19 protein-coding genes are annotated in these 22,976 nt (G+C 66.1%); 8 read left to right on the top strand and 11 right to left on the bottom strand.

All coding sequences use genetic code 11. The features are described from left to right. Both O3669_RS09905 and O3669_RS09900 read right to left on the bottom strand, forming a co-directional pair. Nucleotides 1-1,984, bottom strand: a 1,984-nt coding sequence (locus O3669_RS09905) for a tetratricopeptide repeat protein (RefSeq protein WP_371524586.1), incomplete at its 3' end; no start/stop codon positions are given. Between the two features lie 26 nt (nucleotides 1,985-2,010). Continuing rightward, nucleotides 2,011-4,236, bottom strand: coding sequence for a tetratricopeptide repeat protein (locus O3669_RS09900; RefSeq protein ID WP_371524584.1), 2,226 nt, complete (start codon nucleotides 4,234-4,236; stop codon nucleotides 2,011-2,013). Nucleotides 4,237-4,436: 200 nt separating this feature from the next. Here O3669_RS09900 and O3669_RS09895 point away from each other — a divergent pair, with 200 nt between their 5' ends. Continuing rightward, a complete protein-coding gene (locus O3669_RS09895; RefSeq protein WP_371524582.1) occupies nucleotides 4,437-5,993 on the top strand; it encodes a hypothetical protein in 1,557 nt (518 codons plus the stop codon). Between the two features lie 62 nt (nucleotides 5,994-6,055). Here the strand turns inward: O3669_RS09895 and O3669_RS09890 are convergent, their stop codons facing one another. From O3669_RS09890 to O3669_RS09865, 6 genes are all read right to left on the bottom strand, one after another. Then, nucleotides 6,056-6,769, bottom strand: coding sequence for a hypothetical protein (locus O3669_RS09890; protein WP_295967528.1), 714 nt, complete (start codon nucleotides 6,767-6,769; stop codon nucleotides 6,056-6,058). 228 nt (nucleotides 6,770-6,997) lie between these two features. Then, nucleotides 6,998-7,456, bottom strand: a complete 459-nt coding sequence (rplI, locus tag O3669_RS09885; protein ID WP_295920402.1) for a 50S ribosomal protein L9 — start codon at nucleotides 7,454-7,456, stop codon at nucleotides 6,998-7,000. Between the two features lie 21 nt (nucleotides 7,457-7,477). Next, nucleotides 7,478-7,720: a 30S ribosomal protein S18 gene (rpsR, locus tag O3669_RS09880; RefSeq protein WP_003791435.1), complete on the bottom strand. Its 243-nt coding sequence runs from the start codon at nucleotides 7,718-7,720 to the stop codon at nucleotides 7,478-7,480. Nucleotides 7,721-7,813: 93 nt separating this feature from the next. After that, a complete protein-coding gene (locus tag O3669_RS09875; RefSeq protein WP_315283817.1) occupies nucleotides 7,814-8,398 on the bottom strand; it encodes a single-stranded DNA-binding protein in 585 nt (194 codons plus the stop codon). A 32-nt stretch (nucleotides 8,399-8,430) separates the two neighbouring features. Then, nucleotides 8,431-8,721, bottom strand: coding sequence for a 30S ribosomal protein S6 (rpsF, locus tag O3669_RS09870; RefSeq protein ID WP_009058013.1), 291 nt, complete (start codon nucleotides 8,719-8,721; stop codon nucleotides 8,431-8,433). A 319-nt stretch (nucleotides 8,722-9,040) separates the two neighbouring features. After that, nucleotides 9,041-10,414: an MATE family efflux transporter gene (locus O3669_RS09865; RefSeq protein WP_371524579.1), complete on the bottom strand. Its 1,374-nt coding sequence runs from the start codon at nucleotides 10,412-10,414 to the stop codon at nucleotides 9,041-9,043. A gap of 340 nt (nucleotides 10,415-10,754) precedes the next feature. Here O3669_RS09865 and dnaB point away from each other — a divergent pair, with 340 nt between their 5' ends. Continuing rightward, nucleotides 10,755-12,110 carry a replicative DNA helicase gene (dnaB, locus tag O3669_RS09860; RefSeq protein WP_295967539.1) on the top strand — a complete coding sequence of 452 codons (1,356 nt, stop codon included), beginning with the start codon at nucleotides 10,755-10,757 and terminating at the stop codon, nucleotides 12,108-12,110. A gap of 394 nt (nucleotides 12,111-12,504) precedes the next feature. Here dnaB and rarD read toward each other — a convergent pair whose 3' ends face one another. Both rarD and O3669_RS09850 read right to left on the bottom strand, forming a co-directional pair. Then, on the bottom strand, nucleotides 12,505-13,455 hold the full coding sequence (gene rarD, locus O3669_RS09855; protein WP_371524577.1) for an EamA family transporter RarD: 951 nt from the start codon (nucleotides 13,453-13,455) through the stop codon (nucleotides 12,505-12,507). Further along, the gene (locus tag O3669_RS09850; protein WP_371524575.1) at nucleotides 13,452-14,774 is read right to left on the bottom strand and encodes a glutamyl-tRNA reductase; all 1,323 of its coding nucleotides are present in this window, start codon (nucleotides 14,772-14,774) and stop codon (nucleotides 13,452-13,454) included. The genes rarD and O3669_RS09850 overlap by 4 nt, the downstream gene beginning before the upstream one ends. A gap of 241 nt (nucleotides 14,775-15,015) precedes the next feature. Between O3669_RS09850 and hemE the strand changes: the two genes are divergently transcribed. Genes hemE through O3669_RS09820 form a run of 6 tightly spaced genes read left to right on the top strand, consistent with a single transcriptional unit; the run spans nucleotide 15,016 to nucleotide 21,917 of the window. Beyond that, nucleotides 15,016-16,113: a uroporphyrinogen decarboxylase gene (hemE, locus tag O3669_RS09845; RefSeq protein WP_371524573.1), complete on the top strand. Its 1,098-nt coding sequence runs from the start codon at nucleotides 15,016-15,018 to the stop codon at nucleotides 16,111-16,113. Beyond that, nucleotides 16,110-17,576, top strand: a complete 1,467-nt coding sequence (locus O3669_RS09840) for an NAD(P)/FAD-dependent oxidoreductase (protein ID WP_371524571.1) — start codon at nucleotides 16,110-16,112, stop codon at nucleotides 17,574-17,576. The genes hemE and O3669_RS09840 overlap by 4 nt, the downstream gene beginning before the upstream one ends. Continuing rightward, a complete protein-coding gene (hemC, locus tag O3669_RS09835) occupies nucleotides 17,573-18,607 on the top strand; it encodes a hydroxymethylbilane synthase (protein ID WP_371524569.1) in 1,035 nt (344 codons plus the stop codon). Before O3669_RS09840 ends, hemC begins: the two co-directional genes overlap by 4 nt. Next, nucleotides 18,604-19,455, top strand: a complete 852-nt coding sequence (locus O3669_RS09830) for a uroporphyrinogen-III synthase (protein WP_371524567.1) — start codon at nucleotides 18,604-18,606, stop codon at nucleotides 19,453-19,455. The genes hemC and O3669_RS09830 overlap by 4 nt, the downstream gene beginning before the upstream one ends. Then, nucleotides 19,452-20,483 carry a porphobilinogen synthase gene (hemB, locus tag O3669_RS09825; protein ID WP_371524565.1) on the top strand — a complete coding sequence of 344 codons (1,032 nt, stop codon included), beginning with the start codon at nucleotides 19,452-19,454 and terminating at the stop codon, nucleotides 20,481-20,483. Before O3669_RS09830 ends, hemB begins: the two co-directional genes overlap by 4 nt. A 48-nt stretch (nucleotides 20,484-20,531) precedes the next feature. Beyond that, a complete protein-coding gene (locus tag O3669_RS09820; protein ID WP_371524563.1) occupies nucleotides 20,532-21,917 on the top strand; it encodes a glutamate-1-semialdehyde 2,1-aminomutase in 1,386 nt (461 codons plus the stop codon). A 159-nt stretch (nucleotides 21,918-22,076) separates the two neighbouring features. Here the strand turns inward: O3669_RS09820 and O3669_RS09815 are convergent, their stop codons facing one another. Further along, entirely contained in the window at nucleotides 22,077-22,520 is a 444-nt protein-coding gene (locus O3669_RS09815) for a hypothetical protein (RefSeq protein WP_371524561.1), read from the bottom strand. Between the last annotated feature and the right edge of the window lie 456 nt (nucleotides 22,521-22,976).

Below are 22,976 nucleotides of genomic sequence, written 5' to 3'. Positions count from 1 at the left end.
GGTCGCGTTGTGTGTTGGGGATGCTTTGGTAGAGGGTGAGTGCTTGGTGGTAGTAGGGTTCGGCGTCGGCTAGTTTGCCCAGCTCACGTAGTGTGGTGGCGAGGTTGTTCAGGCAGCCAGCTTGTTGTTCCTCGGTGTTGGGGATGTTTTGGTAGAGGGTGAGTGCTTGGTGGTAGTAGGGTTCGGCGTCGGCTGGTTTGCCCAGCTCATGTAGTGTGGTGGCGAGGTTGTTCAGGCAGCCAGCTTGTTGTTCCTCGGTGTTGGGGATGTTTTGGTAGAGGGTGAGTGCCTGGTGGCAGTAGGGTTCGGACTGGGCTAGTTTGCCCAGCTCACGTAGTGTGGTGGCGAGGTTCTTCAGGCAGGTGGCCTGGTCGTGTTCTGTTCCGGGGATGTCTTGGTAGAGGGTGAGTGCTTGGTGGTAGTAGGGTTCGGACTGGGCTAGTTGGTCCAGCTCACGTAGTGTGGTGGCGAGGTTGAACAGGCAGTTGGCCTGGTCGCGTTGTGTGTTGGGGATGCCTTGGTAGAGGGTGAGCGCCTGGCGGTAGTAGGATTCGGCGTCGGCTAGTTTGCCCCGTGTGGTCAGGCTGGCGGCGAGGTTGAGCAGGCAGTCGGCCTGGTTCTTCTCGGTGTTGGGGATGCCTTGGTAGAGGGTGAGTGCTTGGCGGTAGTAGGGTTCGGCCTGGGCTGGTTTCCCTCGCTCATGCAGGCTGGTGGCGAGGTTGCCTAGGCAGTTGGCCTGCTGTTCCTCGGTGTTGGGGATGCCTTGGTAGAGGGTGAGTGCTTGGCGGTAGTGGGGTTCGGCCTCGGCTGGTTTGCCCAGCAGGAGTAGTGTGTGGGCGAGGTTGTACAGGCAGGTGGCCTGCTGTTCCTCGGTGTTGGGGATGCCTTGGTAGAGGGTGAGTGCTTGGCGGTAGTAGGGTTCGGCCTGGGCTAGTTTGCCCCGCGTGGCCAGGATGGTGGCGAGGTTGAACAGGCAGATGGCCTGGCTACGCTGGGTGTGGGGGATTGCTTGGTAGAGGGTGAGTGCCTGGTGGTAGTAGGGTTCGGCGTCGGCTAGTTGGCCCAGATCATCCAGTGTGGTGGCGAGGATGTACAGGCAGTTGGCTTGTTGTTCCTCGGTGTTGGGGAGTGTTTGGAAGAGGGTGAGTGCCTGGTGGTAGTAGGGTTCGGCCTCGGCTAGTTTGCCCAGCATCCGCAGTGTGGTGGCGAGGTTGTACAGGCAGGTGGCCTGCTGTTCCTCGGTGTTGGGGATGTCTTGGTAGAGGGTGAGTGCTTGGCGGTAGTAGGGTTCGGCCTGGGCTAGTTTGCCCCGCGTGGCCAGGCTGGTGGCGAGGTTGAACAGGCAGGTGGCCTGGTTCTTCTCGGTGTTGGGGATTGCTTGGTAGAGGGTGAGTGCCTGGTGGTAGTGGGATTCGGCGTCGGCTGGTTTGCCCAGCTCACGTAGTGTGGTGGCGAGGTTGTTCAGGCAGGTGGCCTGGTTCTCCTCGGTGTTGGGGAGTGTTTGGTAGAGGGTGAGTGCCTGGTGGTAGTAGGGTTCGGCGTCGGCTGGTTTCCCCAGATCAGCCAGTGTGGTGGCGAGGTGGAGCATGCAGGTGGCCTGTTTCTCCTCGGTGTTGGGGATATCTTGGTAGAGGGTGAGTGCCTGGCGGTAGTAGGGTTCGGCCTGGGCTGGTTTCCCCAGATCAGCCAGTGTGGTGGCGAGGAAATGCAGGCAGTTGGCCTGGTTCATCTCGGTGTTGGGGATGCCTTGGTAGAGGGTGAGTGCTTGGTGGTAGTAGGGTTCGGCGTCGGCTGGTTTGCCCAGCAGGAATAGTGTGTTGGCGAGGTTGTGCAGGCAGTTTGCCTGTTCGCGTTGTGTGTTGGGGAGTGTTTGGTAGAGGGTGAGTGCCTGCTCGAATAGGGTGGTTGCTTGGGGGTGGTCGCCTCGGCGCCCAGCTTCTAGTGCTTGTTTGTAGAGTTTGTCTGCGTCGTCGTGGGTGGGCATGGGTGTTGGTCTTTCTTGCTGTGGGGCTACCGGTAGTGGGCGCGGGGGCGGTCTGCGATTGTGGGGTGCTGGTAGAGGGGTGTGGTGCGTGGGTGGGGCAGGACGAGGTTGGGGCCGGGGGTGCGGGTGAGGGTTTCTTCGGGTTCTGGGGTGAAGTCGGGCATCGTGGTGATCAGGAAAATGTCGCTGTTGCGCGCTGCGGGTATGGCAGCGAGGGAACCGACCATGCGCCACTTGGCTACAAGCTCAGCGACAAGGGATGCCTCTTCAAGCACGCCTGCAAGTGCGATGGCGAGAATCATGGAAGGCTGGGCACGGTTGGTGACCCAGGCGCGTCGTTTGGTGGGGGAGGAGAGTTGGTAGCGGTATTCGTCGTTGAATAAGGCAGCCGAAACAGCCTGCTTGAGTGCGTCTTGGTAGAGGGCTTCAGTCGGGTCCAGTTTGCCCTGAGAAAGCAGGGTGGTGGCGAGGCTGTACGTGCTAGTGGCCTGTTCGTATTCTGTTCCTGGAATCTTCTGGTACAGGGTAAGTGCCTGGTAATAAAGAGATTCGGCATGGGATAGTTTTCTGAGATTGAGCATACAGGTGGCGAGGTTATTCAGGCAGTTGGCTTGGTCGCGTTCTGTCCCGGAAATGCTTCGAAACAGGGTGAGTGCCTGACGGTAGAGGGGGGCAGCCTTGTCTGGTTCTTCCAGCCGGTTCAGGCTGATGGCGAGGTTGTACAAGCATTGAGCCTGGTTGCGTTCAGTTTTTGGGGCCGTCTGGAAGAGGGTGAGCGCTTGTCGGTAGAGGGGTTCGGCTTGTGCTGGTTTGCCCAGAGCGTCCAGGATGGTGGCGAGGTTGGACATGCATATGGCCTGATTGGTTTCTGAATCGGGGATCGCTCGGTACAAGGTGAGTGCCTGGTAGCAGACAGATTCGGCTTGTGCTGGTTTGCCCAGAGCGTTCAGTGTGGCGGCGAGGTTGGACAAAGAGCGAGCTTGTTTCTCTTGCGATCCAGGGATCGCTTGGAACAGGGTGAGTGCATGCCGAAGCATGGATTCAGCCTGTGCTGGTTTGCCCAGATCGATCAGTATTTTGGCGAGGTTGTACAGGCAGTTGGCCTGTTCAAATTCTGTACCTGAGGTTTGCTGGTAGAGGGTGAGTGCCTGGCGGTAGAGGGGTTCGGCTTGTGCTTGTCTGCCCCGATTGTGCAAGGAGTTGGCGAGGTTGTATAGGCAGTTAGACTGTTCGTGTTGTGTTCCGGGGAGCGTTTGGAAGAAAGTAAGTGCTTGGCGGTAGAGGGGTTCGGCCTGTGCTGGTTTGTCCAGATCGTCCAGTGTGGTGGCGAGGTTATTCAGGCAGTTAGCCTGTTTCTGTTGTGTTCCGGGGATTGTTTGATAGAGCGTGATTGCCTGGCGATACAGGGGTTCGGCCTGCGCGTTTTTGCCTAGTTTGTGCAGGGTGTTGGCGAGATTGTACAGGCATCTTGCCTGTTCATGTTGTGTGCTGGGGATTGTCTGGTAGAGGGCCAGCGCTTCGCGGAAGAACGGCTCTGCCTGTGCTGGTTTGTCCAGCTCGTCCAGTGTGTTGGCGAGGTCGTGTAGGCAATCGGCTTGGTCGCGTTCTGTTCCGGGGATTGTCTGGTAGAGGGCCAGCGCTTGGCGGTGGACGGACTCAGCCTCAGTCGATTTATTTTGATCGCTCAGGGTGATGGCAAGGTTATACAAGCACTCGGCTTGGCCCAGTTCTGTTCCGGGGAGTGCTTGGTAGAGAACAAGTGACTGTCGGTAGAGGGGTTCGGCGTCTACTGGTATGCCCTGCCGATACAGGGTGACCGCGAGTGAATACAAGCAGTCGGCTTGGTTCTCCTCTGTTCCGGGGATCGTTTGGTAGAGCGCGAGTGATTGACGGGAGAGGGTTTCACTCTCCGCTAGATTGCCTTGCTCGCGCAGGGTGATCGCGAGAGCATACAGGCAGTCGGCCTGGTTCTCCTTTGTTCCGGGGATTTTCTGGTAGAGGGTGAGCGCATGACGGAAGCTGGATTCGGACTCGGGCAGTTTGTCTAGAATGAACAGTATGGCGGCAAGGCATTTCAGGCAGGCCGCTTCCTCCTCCTCTGTGCCTGGGATCATCCGGTAGAGGTTCATGGCCTGCTCGAATCGTGCGGTTGCTCGACGGTAATTGTCTCGGCGCGTCGCTTCGATGCCCTGACCAAATAGCCGTTCAGCCTTGACTCGGGTGCGTGTCTCTTTTGACCCAAACAGCAACATGCGAAGTACCCTTTCCTTCACAACCAGGTCACGTGTTTCGGTGAACGCGACTATACGTTGTCGCGTATCCTTAACGGTGTCCCCCATTGTGCGCCACCGTTCAGATTTCGTCAAATAACGGCAAAATAAACGGTTTGTACTCCACGGATCCCAGGGGATAAGCTAGCCTGATCGTCAATGCTGACCAACGAGGAGCAACCATGAGCATCCCATCGCACGCGGCCATCGCATACAGAGAGATGGTTTTCCATGGAGTGGACATGACCTCGACGACCTACGTCACGTGGGAGAGCGTCGTGTGTCCGCCAGCCTTCAGGAGTATCAAGGGCGCAACAGTTGACGACCTGCGCAAGAAGTTCGACCTTGCCCTGCCCGGCACGAGCACCATGAGCGCCGGAGACAACAGTTCCCTGCTGGCTGCGCCTCGCAAGGGTAGGACCGCCTCAAAAGTCCACGACGACATGGAAAGAGCGGCATTCCGTGAGAGGCTCGGGAAATGCCTGGTCGACTACCGCGCAAACCTCGAATTCATGTGCGAGCTCACGGACACTCTCGAACTCGCGGAATTCATCGAATCCGTCAAACGAGAATGCACCCTCACCAACGAGGGCGAGCGCGTCCTACTCCTCCTCAACCCACCTCCCAAGCTCGGACAAGTACCGTGGGAACTGCTTCCCCTCGACGTGGAGGAAGCGCGCCAGTTCCTCAAACGCCACGCGGAGAGCGAGGACCTTTCCGGCGTTGACAAGCCGACAGTGCTGATGGACATTGTTGACGTTGTTACCATGGCACCCCTGCTACGACGCGACTCGGACCCGACGATCCCCCACCCGACGTGGACCCCGGGCACCGGCATGTACCTGGTACAGCCCTGGAAGAAGAATAGGCATAACGGACAGGTCCTGCAGCGACAGGATTTTGAGACCTGGAAGGAACGCATCGACCAGCTCGGAAACCAAGCCGTCACGCCCCCATACGGGTACGACGGCTACCTCGCTGGCAGACTGTGGCTATCGGACGCTCTGCGCGCGAATGTCAACAACGCAAACGTGCCGCTGACCCGCCTTCTCTACATTGGGCACATCAAAGGCTCGGGCGATGCCTCGGCGCTGCTGCTCAATGATTTCGCTGAGGTATTCGGACTCGACGAGGTCGACGCTGGCGACTTCCGTTGGTTCTCAGCCATGGACCTCACCAAGGGAACCACCACCTGGCGTGAAAAGAAATTCGAGCGATTGAATATGGAAGCAGACCAGGACGGGTGCCGCTACCCCCAGGGTGAAATTCTCCCCGGCGGCCTCACTGTGTCCATGGACGAGTTCGGCGAAGAAACAGTCCCCGCCGTGGACGGATGGGACCTGTGGCCTATGCCGCCACGGGTCGGCCTCATCGCCTGCCACTCCGGATCCGAGTCGGCATCGGATGAGCCCTTCGGCCTCGCTGCAGGATGCCTTGAGGCCGGTGCCGAACTGGTGTTCGCTACCCGGTGGACGATGTACACGGACCAGGCCTTCCTCGGCTACTTCACGCAGGACAACCCGCTCCACCCGTTCCATGAACTGGCCACCAAAGTGGACGAATTCCTCCAGTCCGACACGCCCATCGAGGACATGTCGCAATGGAAGCGAGATAAGCTCGCGGCGTGGCGCGAACACCCCTCCGATATTGCCTCGGCTCCTATTACCTGGGCGGGACTGACCGTCTACCGAGCTCCCGAACGTCGGGTGGTAGGGGACGCGGAAACCTCCGGAGCGTGATCGTACTGAGGCCGTGGCTCGGAATTGACCGCCGCCCCGGGGTATTCCACGTCCCCTACACACTAGTTCAAGTTCAACGGACGGTACTGCCAGGACACCTCTGGGGAGGTGGTCGTGTCGATCTGGACCTCCATAATGGGCAGGTCATTTGCTGCCCATTCGACGTTGGGTTCGAACCTCGGGATCGGCTCGGAAATGGTGCGGCGCGGCTTGAACAGGCGGCGCCACCAGGGTCCTGACTCCACGCCCTGACGGTACGCAGCTACGAGGGTGTGGAAGTTGGCGGAGAGCTGAGCCACGCAATCCCGGGCCTGCCCATGCACGTGGCGACGCTGCTGCAAGAGTTCATCAATGGCCTTATGCAACGACTGGATCGTCGCCGTGTTCGCAGCTTCCTGCGCAGCACGCTGACGCTCAGCGCGCTTCGCCTGAGCCTGCTCGTAGTGCGAGGCCCCCGGGTGCAGGTGCCTGTTTTCTCCCACATCTTCGCGTGACTCCAGGAGCAGCAGCTCCTGCTTGTATGTGCCGACCCGCTTGTCAATGGCCGCAACGCAGTCGTGCAGATCCTGAGATGCGCGCATCGCCTTCTGGGCGAATGCTCCGTACAGGGTCTCGATGTGCGGGCACATCCCGTTCTCATCGAAGGAGACGCGCCAATCGCGGCGGCCCTTGCGTTCGGCACGATCCTGATCGATCAAGCTCGTCGCGTGAACAATGGGGGGAAGGGGGAAGTCGAGGGCGGAACGGTGGATGGGGGGTGTGTTTGTCGTGCTCATATCTTTTTTAGACGGAAGGGGTACCCCGTTTTTCGACTGTCGTAGTCGGCGCTTGAGAACTCGTCGGAATTAATTGACGGATACCCTTCGTGTGTTTTGCCCACAGGCATATTGCCCTCAGGGGCGGCGCCACTCCCGCTGACACGCCCCGCAGGCAACAAAAAAGGTGGCCCCCGCTCGCATGAGCGGGGGCCACCCCTTCAGTCATTCAACCGATGCGTGAAGCCTTCACTTGGTGGCGATGACGCGGACGCGCAGGTTCGCGGACACCTCTGAGTGCAGGCCGACGGTCACCGTGTAGTCGCCGGCAGCCTTGATGGGCGAGGCGATGATGACGCGACGACGGTCGATGGTCTGGCCCAGCTGCTCCTTGACCGCGTCAGCGATCGCAGCAGCGGAGATGGCGCCAAACAGGCGGCCGGAGTTGCCGACCTTCGCGGTGATCTCAACGACACCGGCCTGCAGCGTGTCACGCACGACGCGGGCGTCGTCGATCGTGGCGATCTCGTGACGGCGGCGGGCAGCGGCAATCTGGTCGATCTGCTTCTGGGCGCCAGCGGTCCACTTGGCGGCGAAGCCGCGGGGGACCAGGTAGTTGCGGGCGTAGCCAGCCTTGACCTCGACGACCTCGCCGGCGTGGCCGAGCTTGGGGACGTCGTGGGTGAGGATCAGTTTCGTGGTAGCCATATCAGCTGTGTCCTTCCCTTATCAGCGGCCGGTCGTGGAGTAGGGCAGCAGGGCCATCTCACGCGCGTTCTTCACGGCGCGAGCGATCTTGCGCTGCTCCTGGGTGGAGACACCGGTCACGCGGCGGGCGCGGATCTTGCCGCGGTCCGAGATGAACTTACGCAGCAGAGCGGTGTCCTTGTAGTCGATCTTCTCGATCTTGGCCGACTTCAGCGGGTTGGCCTTCTTCTTGATGGGCTTGTTGCGAAGTTGGGGCTTCGCCATGATGGTCTCCTAGTGAATCCGGGCGGGCTGACCCGCCCCAAGCGTTGTGTCTTCGACGTGGCGCTTCCGGCATCACGGCCGGTGCGCGCGACTTTAGAACGGGGGCTCGTCGCCGAAGGAGGTGGTGCCGCCGGAAGGGGCGGTGCGCCATGGGTCCTCGGGGGAGCCGCCGGTCGGTGCGCCGTAGTTGGCGCCGCCCTGGCCGTATCCACCCTGCTGGCCGCCGCCGTAACCGCCGCCCTGGGGGGCTGCCTGCTGGTAGCCGCCCTGCTGCTGGCCGCGGTTGTCGGACTGGTAGCCGCCGCCACCGGAGGGGGCGGTGCGGGTGACCTGCGCGCGTGCGCGACGCAGGGAGGGGCCGATTTCGTCGACCTGCAGCTCAACGACCGTGCGACGTTCACCCTGCTGGGTGTCGTACGAGCGCTGGGTGAGGCGACCCTGAACGATGACGCGCATGCCCTTGCGCAGCGACTCGGCGACGTTCTCCGCGGTGTCGCGCCACACGGAGCAGCGCATGAAGAGGGTGTCGCCGTCGCGCCACTCGCCGGCGTTACGGTCGTAGGTTCGGGGGGTGGAGGCCACCGTGAAATCGGCGACCGCGGCGCCGGACTGCGTCCACCGCAGTTCGGGGTCGGCAGTCAGGTTACCGATGACGGTAATGACGGTATCTCCGGCCATGTCGGCTCCTCGGGCTTAGGGGTGTTGTCGGCTCAGTGAGCGTCGGGGCGCAGGAGCTTCGTACGGAGAATGGTCTCGTCGATGCCCATGCGGCGGTTGATCTCGAGAGCGACCTCGGGGGTCGTGGTCATGTCGATGACGACGTAGATGCCCTCAGAACGCTTGAGGATGTCGTAGGCAAGGCGACGCTTGCCCCAGATGTCAACGTTCTCGACGGAGCCGCCATTGGCAGCCACGGGTGCCAGGTACTTCTCCATCGTGGGGGCGACGGTGCGCTCGTCGATCGAAGGATCGAGGATCACCATCAGTTCGTAGTTACGCACGTTGGTTCCCACCTCCTATGGTCTCTGCGGTCACGGACGGTCCGTGACAGGAGGGCGTTGCGTATGGCCCCGGGGGGCCTGCTGAACGGTCCGCGGGTGCGGATAGTCCAGCTGCCTATTTTACACGGGTGCGGGCCGGCTCGCGAGAGGGGTCCGTCACGCTCGTGGCTCTCAGGGACGAGGCCCGGGCCGGCTCCGCCCGCTCGTTTCCCCTGGTGGGGGTTGGCTAGGCGCGAGGCCTTGGCCGGCTCGGGGCGGCAGGCCGCGGTCCCGACTCAGGAGGATTGGGGGCGAGCCCCGCCCCGGCCTCGTCAATGAGTCACAGCGAGCGCGCGCCGTACCCGTTGGTCAGGGCCCTCATGCCGGTGTACACGGCGGAGTAAGCGAGCCACACGAGCGCAAGGGCCAGGGCCGGGCTGTCGGCCAGGGCGGAGGAGTGGGCGATGAGCCATAGGACGGGCGCGTACACGGCGAGGTTCAGGATGGACGCGCCGGCGAGGTAGCGCCCGCGTCCCGCCCCGATGAGGATCCCGTCGAGCAGGAACACGTAGCCGGCGACGGGCTGGAAGAGGGCGCTGACGATGATGGCGGCGGTCGCGTCGTCGATGACGGTCAGGTCGGTCGTGAAGATGCGGGTCACCCAGGGGGCGGTGAGGGCGAGGGCCACGCCGACAGCCCCGCCGAATCCGAGGCCCCAGCGGCTCAGGGTACGCAGGAGCGGTGCCATGGCGCCGCGCTCGCCGGTGCCCGACGCGAAGCCGGCCAGGGCTTGGGCGGCGATCGCGAGGGCGTCGAGCACGTAGGCGGCGAATGACCACAGGGTCCACACGATCTGGTGGGCGGCCAGGGCCTGTGTGGAGATCGAGGTGACGGCCGTGAGGGTCGCCAGGAGCGCGACGCGCAGCGCGAGCGTTCGGATGAGCAGCGGCGTTCCTTCGGCGGCCGAGGCGAAGAAGCCGGAGGTGGAGGGCTTGAGGCTCACGCCCTCGCGGCGGGCTGCGCGCACGATCATGGCCGACAGGAAGAAAGCCATGAGGGTCTGCGTGATCGCGGTGCCCAGGCCGGAACCCGCCACCCCCATCCCGAGGGGGTACATGAGCACCCAGTTCGCGACCGCGTTGAAGGCGGCTCCCACGGACGCAGCAATCAGCGGCGTGCGCGTGTCCTGGAGTCCGCGCAGGGTGCCGGTCGCCGCCAGGACGACGAACATGCCGACTAGGCCGGGCGCGGAGAAACGCAGGTAAGCCAGCGCGTGGGGCATCGTGGCGGCGTCGGCGCCGAGCCAGGCGAGCAGGGGGGAGGCGAAGACGGCCAGGAGGATCGCCGCACACGCCCCGAGGGCGCCCGCCAGCCACATGGCCTCCACGCCCGAGCGGACCGCCAGGTCGCGCCGCCCGGCCCCCAGGTGGCGCCCCGCCAGCGAGGTCGTCGAGTAGGCCAGGAAGATGAACAGGCCGACCGCCGTGTTCAGGACGGTCGATGAGACGCCCAGGCCGGCCAGCTGGGGCGTTCCCAGGTGGCCGACCATCGTGGAGTCGATGACGGTGAAGAGCGGTTCGGCGATGAGCGCGCCCAGGGAGGGCAGCGCGAGGGAGAGAATCTTGCCGGTCGTAATCCTCGGCATTGACGAGGCCTCGGTGGCCTCATCCGGGTCGCCCACCGCCTGGTTCACCCAGTCGCGATTACTGCCCATTACACGCTCCACTTCTTATCCACAACATGTGCACAGGCCTGTGGAAAACTGTGCACATAGAAATTCTAGCCGCCTCAATGAATCACAACGATGTGACTGTGATGAGCATATCTGCCCTGACAGAGCGGTCATTAAGCCCTGTGCACAGGGTCAATCGGCGTTGTGCACAGGTTATCCACAATATGTGCACATGTCCGTGCACAGCGTCGGTCGCGCAATCGCCTACAACGCGTTAGTCTTCGCCTGAAGGCCCTCTATCCACAGGGTCACAGGCCGTTTGTGGCCGCCGAACCCGGCCCCGGCCTCGTTCAGGCAAGCCACCGCACCCGAGAGGATCACGATGTCCGACGACCAGTTCGACCGCGTCCCGCCCCAGGACATCGACGCGGAGATGAGCGTCCTCGGATCGATGATGCTGACGACCGACGCCGCCAACGTCGTCTCTGAGATGCTGCGCGGGCAGGACTTCTACCAGCCCAGCCACGAGACGATCTTCGACACCATCATTGAGCTCATCGGCCGCGCCGAACCCGCCGACGCGATCACCGTTGCCGGTGAACTCAAGCGCGCCGGCGTCCTGTCCAAGGTCGGCGGCGCCGCCTACCTGCACAGCCTCATCGCCTCCGTGCCCACCGCCGCGAACGCCGCCTACTACGCGCGTATCGTGCGCGAGCGCGCCATCATGCGCCGCCTCGTCACCGCGGGCACGCGCGTCGTCCAGCTCGGCTACGCGGACGCCGGCGGCGACGTCGACGAGATCGTCGACCAGGCGCAGGCCGAGGTCTATGCCGTCTCCGACGGACGCGAAACCACCGACTATGTGTCCATGAACCAGATGAGCTCAGACGTCCTCAACACGCTCGAAGACATCGAGAAGAACAAAGGCAAGCTCAACGGCGTGCCCACCGGCTTCACCGACCTCGACGAACTCACCCAGGGCCTGCACGGCGGCCAAATGATCATCGTCGCTGCCCGACCCGCCATGGGAAAATCCACGCTCGCCCTGGACTTTTGCCGCTCGGCGTCCATGAAGCACGGCATCACGTCCCTGATTTTCTCGCTGGAAATGAGCTCGCAGGAAATCGCGATGCGCATGCTCTCCGCCGAATCCGGCGTGCGCCTGTCCAAGATGCAGGCCGGCAAAATGAGCGACGTCGACTGGCGCAAGGTCGCCGAAACCACCTCGCGCATGAGCGAGGCACCCCTGTACGTCGACGACTCCGCGAACATCACCATCTCCGAGATCCGCTCCAAGTGCCGTCGCCTCAAGCAGCAGGAAAACCTGGGCCTCGTCGTTATCGACTACCTCCAGCTCATGACCAGCGGCCGCCAAGTCGAGTCGCGTCAGCAGGAAGTCTCCGCGATGTCGCGAAACCTCAAGCTGTTGGCCAAGGACCTCGACATCCCGGTCATCGCAGTCTCACAGCTGAACCGTAACTCGGAAGGGCGCACCGACCGCAAGCCCATGATGAGCGACCTGCGTGAATCCGGCTCACTCGAACAGGACGCCGACATCATCATCCTGCTGCACCGCCCCGACTACTACGACAAGGAAGACCGCCCCGGCGAAGCCGACATCATCGTCGCCAAGCACCGCGCCGGCGCGACCGCGACCGTCACCGCGCTCTTCCAGGGCGACATGACGCGCTTCGTCAACTACACGGGACGCCCCGAGCCCGGCGTCGGCGGAGAGTAAGGGGCGGCTTGCCCGCTTGCTGGGCCGGGCTGTTTGGTGTGCCCGTGGGCGGCGGCCCGCCCGCTCGCCGTCCGCGCTGCGAGCTTCGCTCGGCGCGTCGTCTCGAAGCCCGGCCAGGCCCTGCCGCCACCCACGGGCACCGCAGCCCTGTCCTCCGGCGCCCTTCACACCGGCGGGTCCGATTGATGGCGTTGCTTGTGGCCCCACGGGTTTTCGGTCGCCGCGGGGCCTGCAATCGGGCGGAGCTTGGCGCGGCTGGGTGGTCCGCCCAGGCCCTGCCGCCACCCACGGGCACCGCAGCCCTGTCCTCGGGCGCCCTTCACACCGGCGGGGTCGCGGAGGCCTCCCATCGGGCGGAGCTTGGTGCCGCCGGGTGGTCCGCCCAGGCGTTGCCTCAGTCTCGGTGCGCCGCGCGCGCCAGGCGCTTAGCTCGTACGGAAGAGAGCAGCCAGTCGGCGCTCAGGCATGCCAGCGCCACCCACACGACGCCCATCGCGATCCAACGGAACGTCGGCACGGTCTCGTGGAAGATGAACACGGCGACGAGGAGCTGCAGGGTGGGTCCCAGGTACTGTAGGAAACCCATCGTCCCCAGGGTCAGGCCTCGGGCCGCCGAGGCAAACATGATGAGCGGGATCATCGTCAGTGCACCCGCGCCCACCAGGAGGGCCAGGTGAAGGCCCCAGGACACCCCGGCCTCGTCGGAAGAAGCGATCGTGTGGAAGGACGTGGCGGACGTGGCCGCCAGATACGCGTAGTAACCGAGCAAGAAGGGGGAGACTGCCGCCGTCTCAATCACCATGCCCGCCAGCGGATCAACCCGCCCGGCGACATTCTTTTTCACGAGTGAGTACAGGCCAAACGTGAGGGCAAGTGTGAGCGAGACGATCGGAACCGCGCGCTGGCCGACAACGAGGATGACGACGGCGACGACACCCAGCGCGAGAGCGATCTTTTGGATTGGCGTGACCCGCTCGCGTAGCACAATCAGACCCAGAGCTATTGTCACCAGCGGGTTGATGAAGTAACCGATTGCCGCGTCCGTCGTGTGCCCCGAGAGGACCGCGTACACGTACACCGACCAGTTGACGACGACGAGCGCGCCCGCGACCGCCAGGCGCCACAGAGCTCCCCGGTCGGCGATCAGCGCGCGCACCTTCCCCAGCGACCTCGTCACAGCGAGTGCAACAAGGCAGAAAAACAGGCCCCACACCGCCCTGTGGACGATCACCTCGACGGCGCCGGCGGGGGAGAGCAGCGAAAAGTACAGGGGAAAGAAACCCCAGATGATATAGACGGCGACGCCGAGGGCGAGTGCGCGCGGTTCGTTCTTCTGGGTGCTCATGCACCCAGTGTATGAACATCGTGTGGGCAGCGGCCCCCGACGGGACGGTCGTGGTCACCTGATGAGAATGCGTGACCACCTGCATGATCGATGGAGGTCAGGGAGGCCTCGTCGATGCCGAGGACCACGCTCAGGGCCTCCAGGTAGCGTTCCTGCTGGCTTTCCTCGCCCGCTCGGCGCGCGAGCACAGTCGGGTTGTGGATGAGGCGCGCGGCCAGGTGGCGTAGTGCTCGGGCCGCGTCCTCGGTCGAGAGGGGAGCATCGCCAAGGCGGTCGATCTCCTCTTCGACGATGCGGAAGACGCGCGAGCGAAGGTGCCGCACGACGGGGTCCATGGAGCGGGCGCCCAGGCCGCGCTCGAAGGAGGAGACCTCCTCGTCGATGATGGCGCGGGCGCGCGTCAGCGCGTCGGCATCCGCGGCCGGGACTGACGCCTGGATGGTCGGCAGGTCGATAAGCGTCACGTTCGGCAGTGAGGAGACAGAGCTTTCCGCGTCACGCATGAGCGCGAGGTCCAGGACCACGGTGCGCCCGGAAACCGCGGCCATGTCGCGGGTCAGGACGGGGCTTCCAAGTCCCCGGCAGGTCACCACCAGGTCGGAGCGCTTGAGAGCGGTGGGAAGGCTTGCGGACTCGACCCAGCCGATGCCTCGTCCCTGGGCGAATTCGCGGGCACGCCCAGACGTCGAGTAGACGGACACGTCGGATGCGCCGAGCGCGTGCAGGGCGCTGACGGTCGCCCCCGCGTAGGCACCCGTGCCGACGATGAGCACGCGGGTGGCCTCCCACGGCCCCAGGTGAGCTGCCGCCATGTCCAAGCCGACGGCGACGACCGAGCGTCCCGCCCCCGCCAGCCCGGTCTCGGTGGCGACGCGGCGCGAGGTGGCCGACGCCCGCTCAGCGGCACGTCCCAGGTCGCAGCTCAGGGTCCCATCCTCCCAGGCAGTGCGCGCGGCTCGGCGCATCTGCCCGGCGATCTCGCGCTCGCCGATGACCATGGACTTCAGCCCGGATGCCGTCGCGAAAAGATCGACGAGGCCGTCGTGGCCCCACAGGTGACGCAGCTGCACGTCCTCGCGCGGGGTGTGCGAGGCCTGGGCGAGTTCGCGCTCCACCGCGTCCTTGAGTGCGTGGGGGTCGGCCTGGGTCGGGGCGTCGACGTAGATGGTGACGCGGTTACACGTGCGCAGGACCATGACTCCGCGCGCGTTCGGCAGCGAACGCACGAGGGTAGGACCCAGGTCGTCCGCGCTGGAGAGCTGGGCGATGTCGTCGAGGGGGGTGTAGCGGTGGTCCGCGGAGAGCACATGAATAGTCACAACGCGTCCATTTAAAGGCACACGGGTAGCGCGGGCAGAGGAGTGAACCTATTTATGTTGGTGACGTCGTGTCATTTCGGGATATCGGCGAAACAAATGGCTCTCTCCCGCTGATAAATGGATATAAAGGCACGCAAAATCAAGCATTTGCGACGTGTGAGAAATTGTCTTGAACTAAACTGGAAAACGACGGAAATGCGCGAATTAACGCATGAAAACATCATTTAATTAAGGGAGACACATGACGACGCCCCCGCTGATCGCCGCCCTGACCGGGCAACGCGGGCCCACCCCCGTGTGGTTCATGCGTCAGGCCGGACGCTCCCTGCCTGAGTACCGCGAGCTGCGCGCCGACGTCGGCCTGCCCATGCTCGAGGCCTGCCTGCGCCCCGACGTGGCCGCCGAGGCAACGGTGCAGCCCGTGCGGCGCCACGGCGTGGACGCGGGCATCTTCTTTTCGGACATCATGGTCCCCCTGCGCCTGGCCGGGGTGGGCGTCGAGATTGAGCCGGGTGTCGGCCCCGTCCTCGATCATCCCTATCGCACGCGCGAGAGCATCGGCGAGCTCCTGAGTCATCGGTATGGGGAGGGTTCCTGGACCGATTCCACCGGGCGTGCGCGTGACTGCGCCGAGGGTGCCCAGTGTGTGCGCGATGGGGTCGCAACGGCGGTGTGCGAGCTGGGCTCCACGCCGCTCATTGGATTCGGCGGCGCCCCCTTCACCCTGGCCGCGTACATGGTCGAGGGGCGTCCCTCGCGCGATCACATGGCTGCGCGCGCGCTCGCGGCGTCCGACCCGGGCACGTGGGATGCTCTCATGACCTGGTGCGCTCGGGTGAGCGCCGACTTTATCACCGCTCAGATTGAGGCCGGTGCCAGTGCCGCGCAGCTCTTCGACTCGTGGGTGGGCTCCCTCTCGCCTCGTACCTATAGGGAATCCGTCGCGCCGTATTCGCGCTTGGTTGCGCAGCGCGTCGCCGGTGTGCTCAGTCCGGTGACCGGCGAGCGCGCCCCGCTCATCCACTTCGGGACGGGCAGCGCTCCGATCCTGTCCGACATGGCCGAGGTCGGTGTCGACTGCGTGGGCGTGGACTGGAAGACGGACCTGTCGTGGGCCATCGAGCAGGTGCCCGGAAAGGCCGTGCAGGGGAATTTGGACCCCGCGCTTCTTCAGGCCCTGTGGCACGTTATCGAACAGGCTGTTCGAGATATTATCGACGCTGGTCGCTCCGCCCCTGGGCATGTCTTCAACCTTGGACATGGCGTGCCACCCACGACCGACCCGGACGTGCTGACGCGCATCGTCGAGCTGGTGCACGAGCTGGGTGACGAACGATGAACCCCCTGGAGGCCATCCCCACCCACCCCGGCGCGGTCGTCGTCGGCGGTGGCATCGCCGGCCTCGTGAGCGCGTGGGAACTGGCTCGCGCGGGCGTGCGTCCCCTCCTCGTCGAGGCGCGCGGCTACCTGGGCGGCCTCATCGCCCGCGGCACGGTCGGTGGCGTGGACGTGGACCTGGGCGCCGAGACATACGTCGTGCGCGGCACCGACACCTCGTCGATCGTGGCCGCCCTGGGGCTGACCTCGGTTGAGCCCGCCGGATCGGGCGCCCGCCTCTACGCACCCTCCCTGCGCGGAGGCTGGGAGCTGCGCCCCTTCCTGCGCGACTCGTTCCTGGGAATCCCGGCCCATCCGGACGCGCCCGACTGCGCACACGTACTCGGCGAGGCCGGGGTGCGCCGCGCCCTCGAGGATCGCTCGATGGGCGGCGGCATCGGCATGGACGAGGCCGGGGAGACCCTGGCCGGTTTCGTGGCCGCGCGCATGGGAGAGGCCGTGCTGGAGCGCTCGGTGCGGCCGATCATCGCGGGCATCTACACCGCCGACCCCTCCGTGCTGGCGACCGACACGGTTGCCCCCGGCCTGCGCGCCGAGACTGCCCGTCACGGGTCACTGGCTGCTGCGGTCGCGGCACGCCTAGCCGCCGCCGGATCGCGCCGCACCCCCGAAGCCTGCGTCGAGGGTGGCATGTTCGTCCTCGTCGACGCGCTGAAGGCCGCCATCGAAGAGGCCGGGGGAACCGTCCTGACCCGCACGGGCGCGTTCTCACTGAGGCGCGCGGCCTCGGGATGGACCCTCGAGTGCGGGCCGACCAAGCCCGGACCGACCCCCGGAGCCGAACCCGTGCCGGCCGGCCCGGGCGTGAGCGTCACGACGGAGCGCCTCGTCCTCGCCTGCAGCGCCAGCGCCGCCCTGCGCCTGTTGACGCAGGCGCGCATCCCAGGCCTCGTGCCCGATGTGAGCGTTCCCGAGGGTGCGCCCATCGCGCGCCTCACCCTGGCCGTCCACGCCCCCGAGCTGGATGATGCACCCGTCTCCCAGGGCCTCCTGGTCGCGCCCGCGACCGCCGACGAGCGGCCGGTGGCGGCCAAGGCGCTGTCCCACCTCACCATCAAGTGGCCCTGGCTCGCCGACCAACTCCCGCCCCACACGCACCTGCTGCGCCTCTCTTACGGGCGCCTCGGCGAGGCCGAACCCGCGGTCACCGTCGATGGGGCCCTGCGCGACATCCGCACGCTCACCGGCGTCACCATCGCCGCCGAGGCCGTCACCGACCACCTGCTCGCCCGCTGGAATGGCACGCTCCCGCCCCTGCCACCCGAGTATCGCAGCCGCGTCGCCGCGCTTGACGAACAGGTGCGTCCCCTGGGCGGTGTGGCTCTCACGGGCGCCTGGGTCGCCGGAACCGGCATCGCCTCCGTCGTCACACATGCCCGCGCGGGCGCGAAAGGACTGCTATGACCACGCGGGTATTCGTTCTGGGAACCAGGGGATCGCGCCTGGCGCTCGCCCAATCCACCACCGTCGCGCGGGCGATCGAGGAGGCCGGGGCTCGGCTCGGCGAGGACGTGCGCGTCAATCTGGAGGTCGTGCGCACGCACGGCGACGTGTCCGCCGCACCCCTGGCTGCGCTCGGCGGAGTCGGCGTGTTCGCCGCGCAGCTGCGGCTCGCCCTCCTTGGGGGAGAGTGCGACCTGGCCGTCCACTCCTTCAAGGACCTGCCCACCGCCCCCACGCCGGGGCTGCGCATCGCGGCCGTCCCGCAGCGCGAAGACCCCCGCGACGCCCTGTGCGCGGCCGACGGGGCGACGCTGTCGTCGCTGCCCGAGAGTGCGCTCGTCGGCACGGGTTCACCCAGGCGCGCCGCCCAGGTGCTCGCCGCGCGCCCCGACCTGCGCGTGTGCGACCTGCGCGGCAATGTCCCCACGAGGCTCTCACGCGTGCGTGGCATCGACCTGGGCGCCGACGCGGGCACCGCGCCCTCCGCCCTCGGTACGGGCGAGCGTCTCGATGCGGTCGTCCTCGCCCTTTCCGGGCTGCGGCGCATCGGCCTCGATACCCACGCCACCGACGTGCTCGACCCAGCGATCATGATGCCCGCCCCCTCGCAGGGCGCCCTCGCCATCGAAACGCGCGACGAGGAGGACCCCCTCCTGCGAGCCCTCCTTGGCGCCCTTCACCATCGGCCGACCGCGCTCGCGGCCAGTGCCGAGCGCGCCGTCCTCTCCGCCCTGGGTGCGGGGTGCGCGGCGCCGGTGGGTGCGTTCGCTCGGGTGGACGAGGCCTCCTCGGCCCTCCTGCTCGACGCGCGCGTGATGAGCGTTGACGGGCATGAGCGGGTCGAGGCGAGCGGCGCGTTAACGCTCACGGACTCGGTTGGTCTGGAGGAGGCCGCCCGACTCGGCGAGGACGTGGCGCGCCAGCTGCTCGATGGTGGCGCCGCCGAGGTGACCGACCTGGGGGCGACGAAAGCGCCGAGGCAATCCTCGTGAACGAAAACACAGTGAGCGCACCTTGCGTGAGCGGCCCCCTCGTGAGCGCCCCCGTCGTGAGCGGCCCCTTGAGCGGGCGGCGGATCCTCCTGACCCGCGGCAAGCAGGAGGACGCCATCGCGCGCGCCCTGCAAGCTGCTGGGGCGCACGTGGATGCTCTCGCCCTCACCGTCTCGACGCCGCTGGACTCCGCGCAGCTCGACGCGGCGCGCGACCGGCTGGCTCACGGCGCGTACGCGTGGGTCGTCTTGTCCTCCTGGAGGGCCGCGCGGGCCGTCGTTTCCGGCCTTCCACGAGCGCGCTCGCTCGGCACGCGCATCGCCGCCGTCGGTCACGCCACCGCCCAATGGACCAGCGACCACGCGGGCGTGAGCGCCGACCTGACCGGCGCCGGATCCGCCGCCGCCCTGCTGAAGTGCTTCCCCGCCCCGTCCTCTGGCGAGCGCTCGATCCTCATTCCCCGGTCGGCGGCCGCCCCCGATACGCTGCCAGAAGGGCTACGTGCCCTCGGCTGGAGCGTCGAGGCCGTCGACGCCTACACCACCGCTCCCGCCGTCGCCGGCGATATTGACGCAGATATCGCGGAGAATTTCCGCGCGGGGTACTACGACGCGACGGTCCTCACCGCCTCCTCCCAGGCGCGCGCCCTCCCCCCGCTCCTCGGGATGCCGCCCCCCTCAACCCGGGTCGTGACCATCGGCGCACCCACCGCAGCCACCGCCAGACGGCAGGGGATCGCGGTCGCGGCCCAGGCCTCGTCCCCCACACCCGATGCCATCGTCCGCGCCCTCATCGACGCCCTCGACCACCCCGCCCAAGCCGACGCACCCGAAGAAAGAGACTCATGACCACCGTCCCCGAATCCGTTACCTCCTACCTCGCCGAGGCCGGGGTGGACAGCGCCCCGATCCCGACGATCCGCCCGCGCCGCCTGCGCTCGACCCCCGCGATGCGCGCCCTCGTGCGCGAAACCCACGTTGACCCCGCCAAGCTCATCTGGCCCGTCTTCGTGCGCGACGACATCGACGAACCCCGCGAGATCGCCGCAATGCCCGGCCAGTACCAGCACACGATCGACTCGCTGCGCCGAGCCGCAGCCGAGGCCGCCGAAGCGGGCGTGGGTGCCATCGACCTGTTCGGCGTGCCCGCCCGCCGCGACGCGATCGGCTCCCAGGCGTGGGCGGAGGACGGGATCCTCAACCGTGGCCTCGCCGCCGTGCGCGCCGAGGTCGGTGACGCACTGGTCGTGTGCGCGGACACCTGCCTGGACGAGTTCACCGACCACGGGCACTGCGGCCTCCTCGATGAGGAGGGCGGCGTCGACAACGACGCGACCCTGCCGCTCTACCAGGCGATGGCGATTTCTCAGGCGCGCGCGGGCGCACATATGGTCTCGCCCTCGGGCATGATGGACGGCCAGGTCGCCGCGATCCGCGCCGCCCTCGACCAGGCGGGATACGCTGACGTCGCCATCCTCGCCTACTCCGCGAAGTACGCGTCCGCCTACTTCGGGCCCTTCCGCGAAGCCGTCGGATCCACGCTCAAGGGCGACCGCCGCACGTACCAGCAGGACCCCGCGAACCGACGCGAGGGCCTTTTCGAGGCGCTGCTCGACGCGGCCGAGGGCGCCGACATGCTCATGGTTAAGCCCGCCGGACCCTACCTCGACGTGCTGGCTGACGTGGCCGCCGCCTCCGACATTCCCGTCGCCGCCTACCAGGTATCCGGCGAGTACGCGATGGTCGAGGCCGCCGCCGCCAACGGGTGGATCGACCGCACCCGAGTCATCGACGAATCCCTCACCGGCATCTTCCGGGCGGGAGCCGACTCCGTCCTGACCTACTGGGCCCTCGAGGTCGCCCGCCGGGCCAGCTGAGCGCGCATCCGCGTGCCGCTATCCCTCTTACCCCTGATGAAGGTAGCTATGACCACTAACGAAACAGCATTCTCCCAAGCAAAAGCCGTCATCCCTGGCGGCGTCGACTCGCCCGTGCGCGCCTTCGGCGGCGTCGGCGGCACCCCGCGCTTCATCGCGAGCGCGAGCGGCGCGCGCGTCACCGACGTCGAGGGGCGCTCCTACGTGGACCTGGTCGGGTCGTGGGGCCCGGCGCTGCTCGGCCACGCGCACCCCGAGGTGGTCGCCGCCGTTCAGGAGGCCGCCTCGCGCGGCCTGTCCTTCGGCGCACCCACCGAAACTGAGACGCTGCTGGCCAGCGCCGTGCGCGAGCGCGTGCCCTTCGCGCAGCGCGTCCGCTTCGTGTCGACGGGCACCGAGGCGACGATGACGGCGATCCGCCTGGCGCGCGGCGCCACCGGGCGTGACCTCATCGTGAAATTGGCCGGCAATTACCACGGTCATTCCGACGGCCTGCTCGCCGCCGCCGGCTCGGGCGTCGCCACCGGTGGCCTGCCCGGATCGGCCGGCGTCCCCGAGGCCATCACCGCCCAGACGATCGTCCTGCCCTACAACGATGGTGACGCCCTGCGCGCGTGCTTCGAGCAGGTGGGTGACAGTATCGCCGCCGTCATCTTCGAGGGCGCCCCCGCCAACATGGGCACGGTCCCGCCCCACCCCGGGTGGAACCGCGAGATCCGCCGCCTGTGCACCGCGCACGGCGCGCTCATGATCCTCGACGAGGTCCTCACCGGCTTCCGCGTTGACCCCGCCGGCTGGTGGGGCCTCGAGGCCGTGGCCGGATGGGTGGACGGCGCGCCCGCGGGCCGCTACAGCGCCGGCTTCGTTGATGCGTCCTGCGTTGAGCGAGCCGACTGGGTGCCCGACCTCGTGACCTTCGGCAAGGTCGTGGGCGGCGGCATGCCCCTGGCGGCCGTCGCCGGACGCGCGGACGTCATGGACCTGCTGGCCCCCCTCGGCCCCGTCTACCAGGCTGGCACGCTGTCGGGCAATCCCCTGGCAACGGTCGCCGGCCTGCGTACCCTCGAACTGGCTGATCAGAGCGTGTACGACCGCGTCAACGCCTCGGCGCAGGAGATCAGCACGATCGTGTCGGACGCGCTCAGCGCTGCCGGCGTCGCCCACCGCGTCCAGCGCACGGGATCCCTGTTCTCCGTCATGTTCGGCGAGGCCGCGGCCTCCTCGGGCGTGTACGACTACGACCAGGCGCGCGCCCAGGAGGCGTGGCGCTACGCCCCCTTCTTCCACTCGTTCCTGTCCTCGGGTGTGGCCCTGCCGCCCTCGGTGTACGAGGTGTGGTTCGTGTCCGGCGCCCACGGCGAGGCGGAGCTGGACGCCATCGCCGCCGCGGCTCCGGCGGCCGCGCAGGCTGCTGCTGCAGCTCAGCCCGAGTGATCGACCGCGTCGCGTAGCCCGCGCTGGCAACACGCGAGGGGGGCGGAAATCCTGTCGGATTCCCGCCCCCTCGCCGCCGAGGGCAAGTGCGCGTGGATCGTTCTTCTGGGTGGTCACTCCCCTAGTGTACGGAGACGTCGCGCGCCCTGGCCGAGACGCTCATTGCCGCCCGTTCGTGTCGCAGTCGTCGTACTCGGCCAGATAGCGTCCGATCACGTCGTCGGGTAGTGGTGTGCCGTTCTTATCCAGCAGGTTGTGGCGCTTACAGAACTGGTAGTGAGCGTCGACGAGGCGGGGGAGCGGGAAGGGGAGGAGATAAATAAGACCTACGACGAGCGGAGTAATGAAGCAGAGCGAGAGCACTGTGATGACCGCGTCAGGAGCACCGAGTTCGCTCGCAACAGCGAGAGGGGCACCCACAATCAGTGAAAGTGCGATGAGGGGGCGCGTGACGGCCTGGGAGTTTCTCCCAATCGCTGTGGCCGAAGAAATCCGTCTCCACATGATGGCTAGGGCGGAATCCGTGTACGTTTCCGTCCACCAGGCGTGGAGAATCCCGCCGCCCAGGAGGAGGCCCACGATCGCTGCGATGTACGACTTCATGATGATGCTCCCCAGTGGAATAGGTGACTGATGCCATCGTTAGCGATGTCGGAGAACGTTGAGCCCGCCCAGCTTCCGGCCATCCCGCCGACCACTCCTCCGATGATTCCCCCCGCCAAGACTCCCAGGGGTCCACCGGACCGTTTGGCACGTTGATAGACGGACCTTCGGGCTGGGAAGTGACCGGACATACTTCAACGAGGTTCTGATTCGAGGTCATGATGATCATTCGCGCTAGCGCATCGACACGCTGCTGCCTCGCACTATATTACCGTATGAAAAATTGAGCAATGTTCCGTCAGGATGTGGTTTGCCGGCTCTTCGCATGTAAGGATGTAGGAGGTGTCGGAGTGGGCCGGAGTGCAGGTGGCGGCGTGCCCATCCCGCTGCCAGTAGGGCCCAGCTGCGCATGGAGGGGTGCGGCGGTGAGTGGTTCGGTGTGCCAGTTCCGCGTTT

This window comes from Pauljensenia sp. 20925_1_34 (genome assembly GCF_041432775.1).
In the GTDB taxonomy this organism is placed as follows: Bacteria; Actinomycetota; Actinomycetes; order Actinomycetales; family Actinomycetaceae; genus Pauljensenia.
This window is presented reverse-complemented; position numbering and strand designations above follow the sequence as displayed.

Coding starts and splice junctions, on each gene's coding strand:
- O3669_RS09900 (WP_371524584.1), bottom strand. CDS start 4,236: ATGTTGCTGTTTGGGTCAAAAGAGACACGCACCCGAGTCAAGGCTGAA.
- O3669_RS09895 (WP_371524582.1), top strand. CDS start 4,437: ATGAGCATCCCATCGCACGCGGCCATCGCATACAGAGAGATGGTTTTC.
- O3669_RS09890 (WP_295967528.1), bottom strand. CDS start 6,769: ATGAGCACGACAAACACACCCCCCATCCACCGTTCCGCCCTCGACTTC.
- rplI (WP_295920402.1), bottom strand. CDS start 7,456: ATGGCTACCACGAAACTGATCCTCACCCACGACGTCCCCAAGCTCGGC.
- rpsR (WP_003791435.1), bottom strand. CDS start 7,720: ATGGCGAAGCCCCAACTTCGCAACAAGCCCATCAAGAAGAAGGCCAAC.
- O3669_RS09875 (WP_315283817.1), bottom strand. CDS start 8,398: ATGGCCGGAGATACCGTCATTACCGTCATCGGTAACCTGACTGCCGAC.
- O3669_RS09865 (WP_371524579.1), bottom strand. CDS start 10,414: ATGGGCAGTAATCGCGACTGGGTGAACCAGGCGGTGGGCGACCCGGAT.
- dnaB (WP_295967539.1), top strand. CDS start 10,755: ATGTCCGACGACCAGTTCGACCGCGTCCCGCCCCAGGACATCGACGCG.
- rarD (WP_371524577.1), bottom strand. CDS start 13,455: ATGAGCACCCAGAAGAACGAACCGCGCGCACTCGCCCTCGGCGTCGCC.
- hemE (WP_371524573.1), top strand. CDS start 15,016: ATGACGACGCCCCCGCTGATCGCCGCCCTGACCGGGCAACGCGGGCCC.
- O3669_RS09840 (WP_371524571.1), top strand. CDS start 16,110: ATGAACCCCCTGGAGGCCATCCCCACCCACCCCGGCGCGGTCGTCGTC.
- hemC (WP_371524569.1), top strand. CDS start 17,573: ATGACCACGCGGGTATTCGTTCTGGGAACCAGGGGATCGCGCCTGGCG.
- hemB (WP_371524565.1), top strand. CDS start 19,452: ATGACCACCGTCCCCGAATCCGTTACCTCCTACCTCGCCGAGGCCGGG.
- O3669_RS09820 (WP_371524563.1), top strand. CDS start 20,532: ATGACCACTAACGAAACAGCATTCTCCCAAGCAAAAGCCGTCATCCCT.
- O3669_RS09815 (WP_371524561.1), bottom strand. CDS start 22,520: ATGAAGTCGTACATCGCAGCGATCGTGGGCCTCCTCCTGGGCGGCGGG.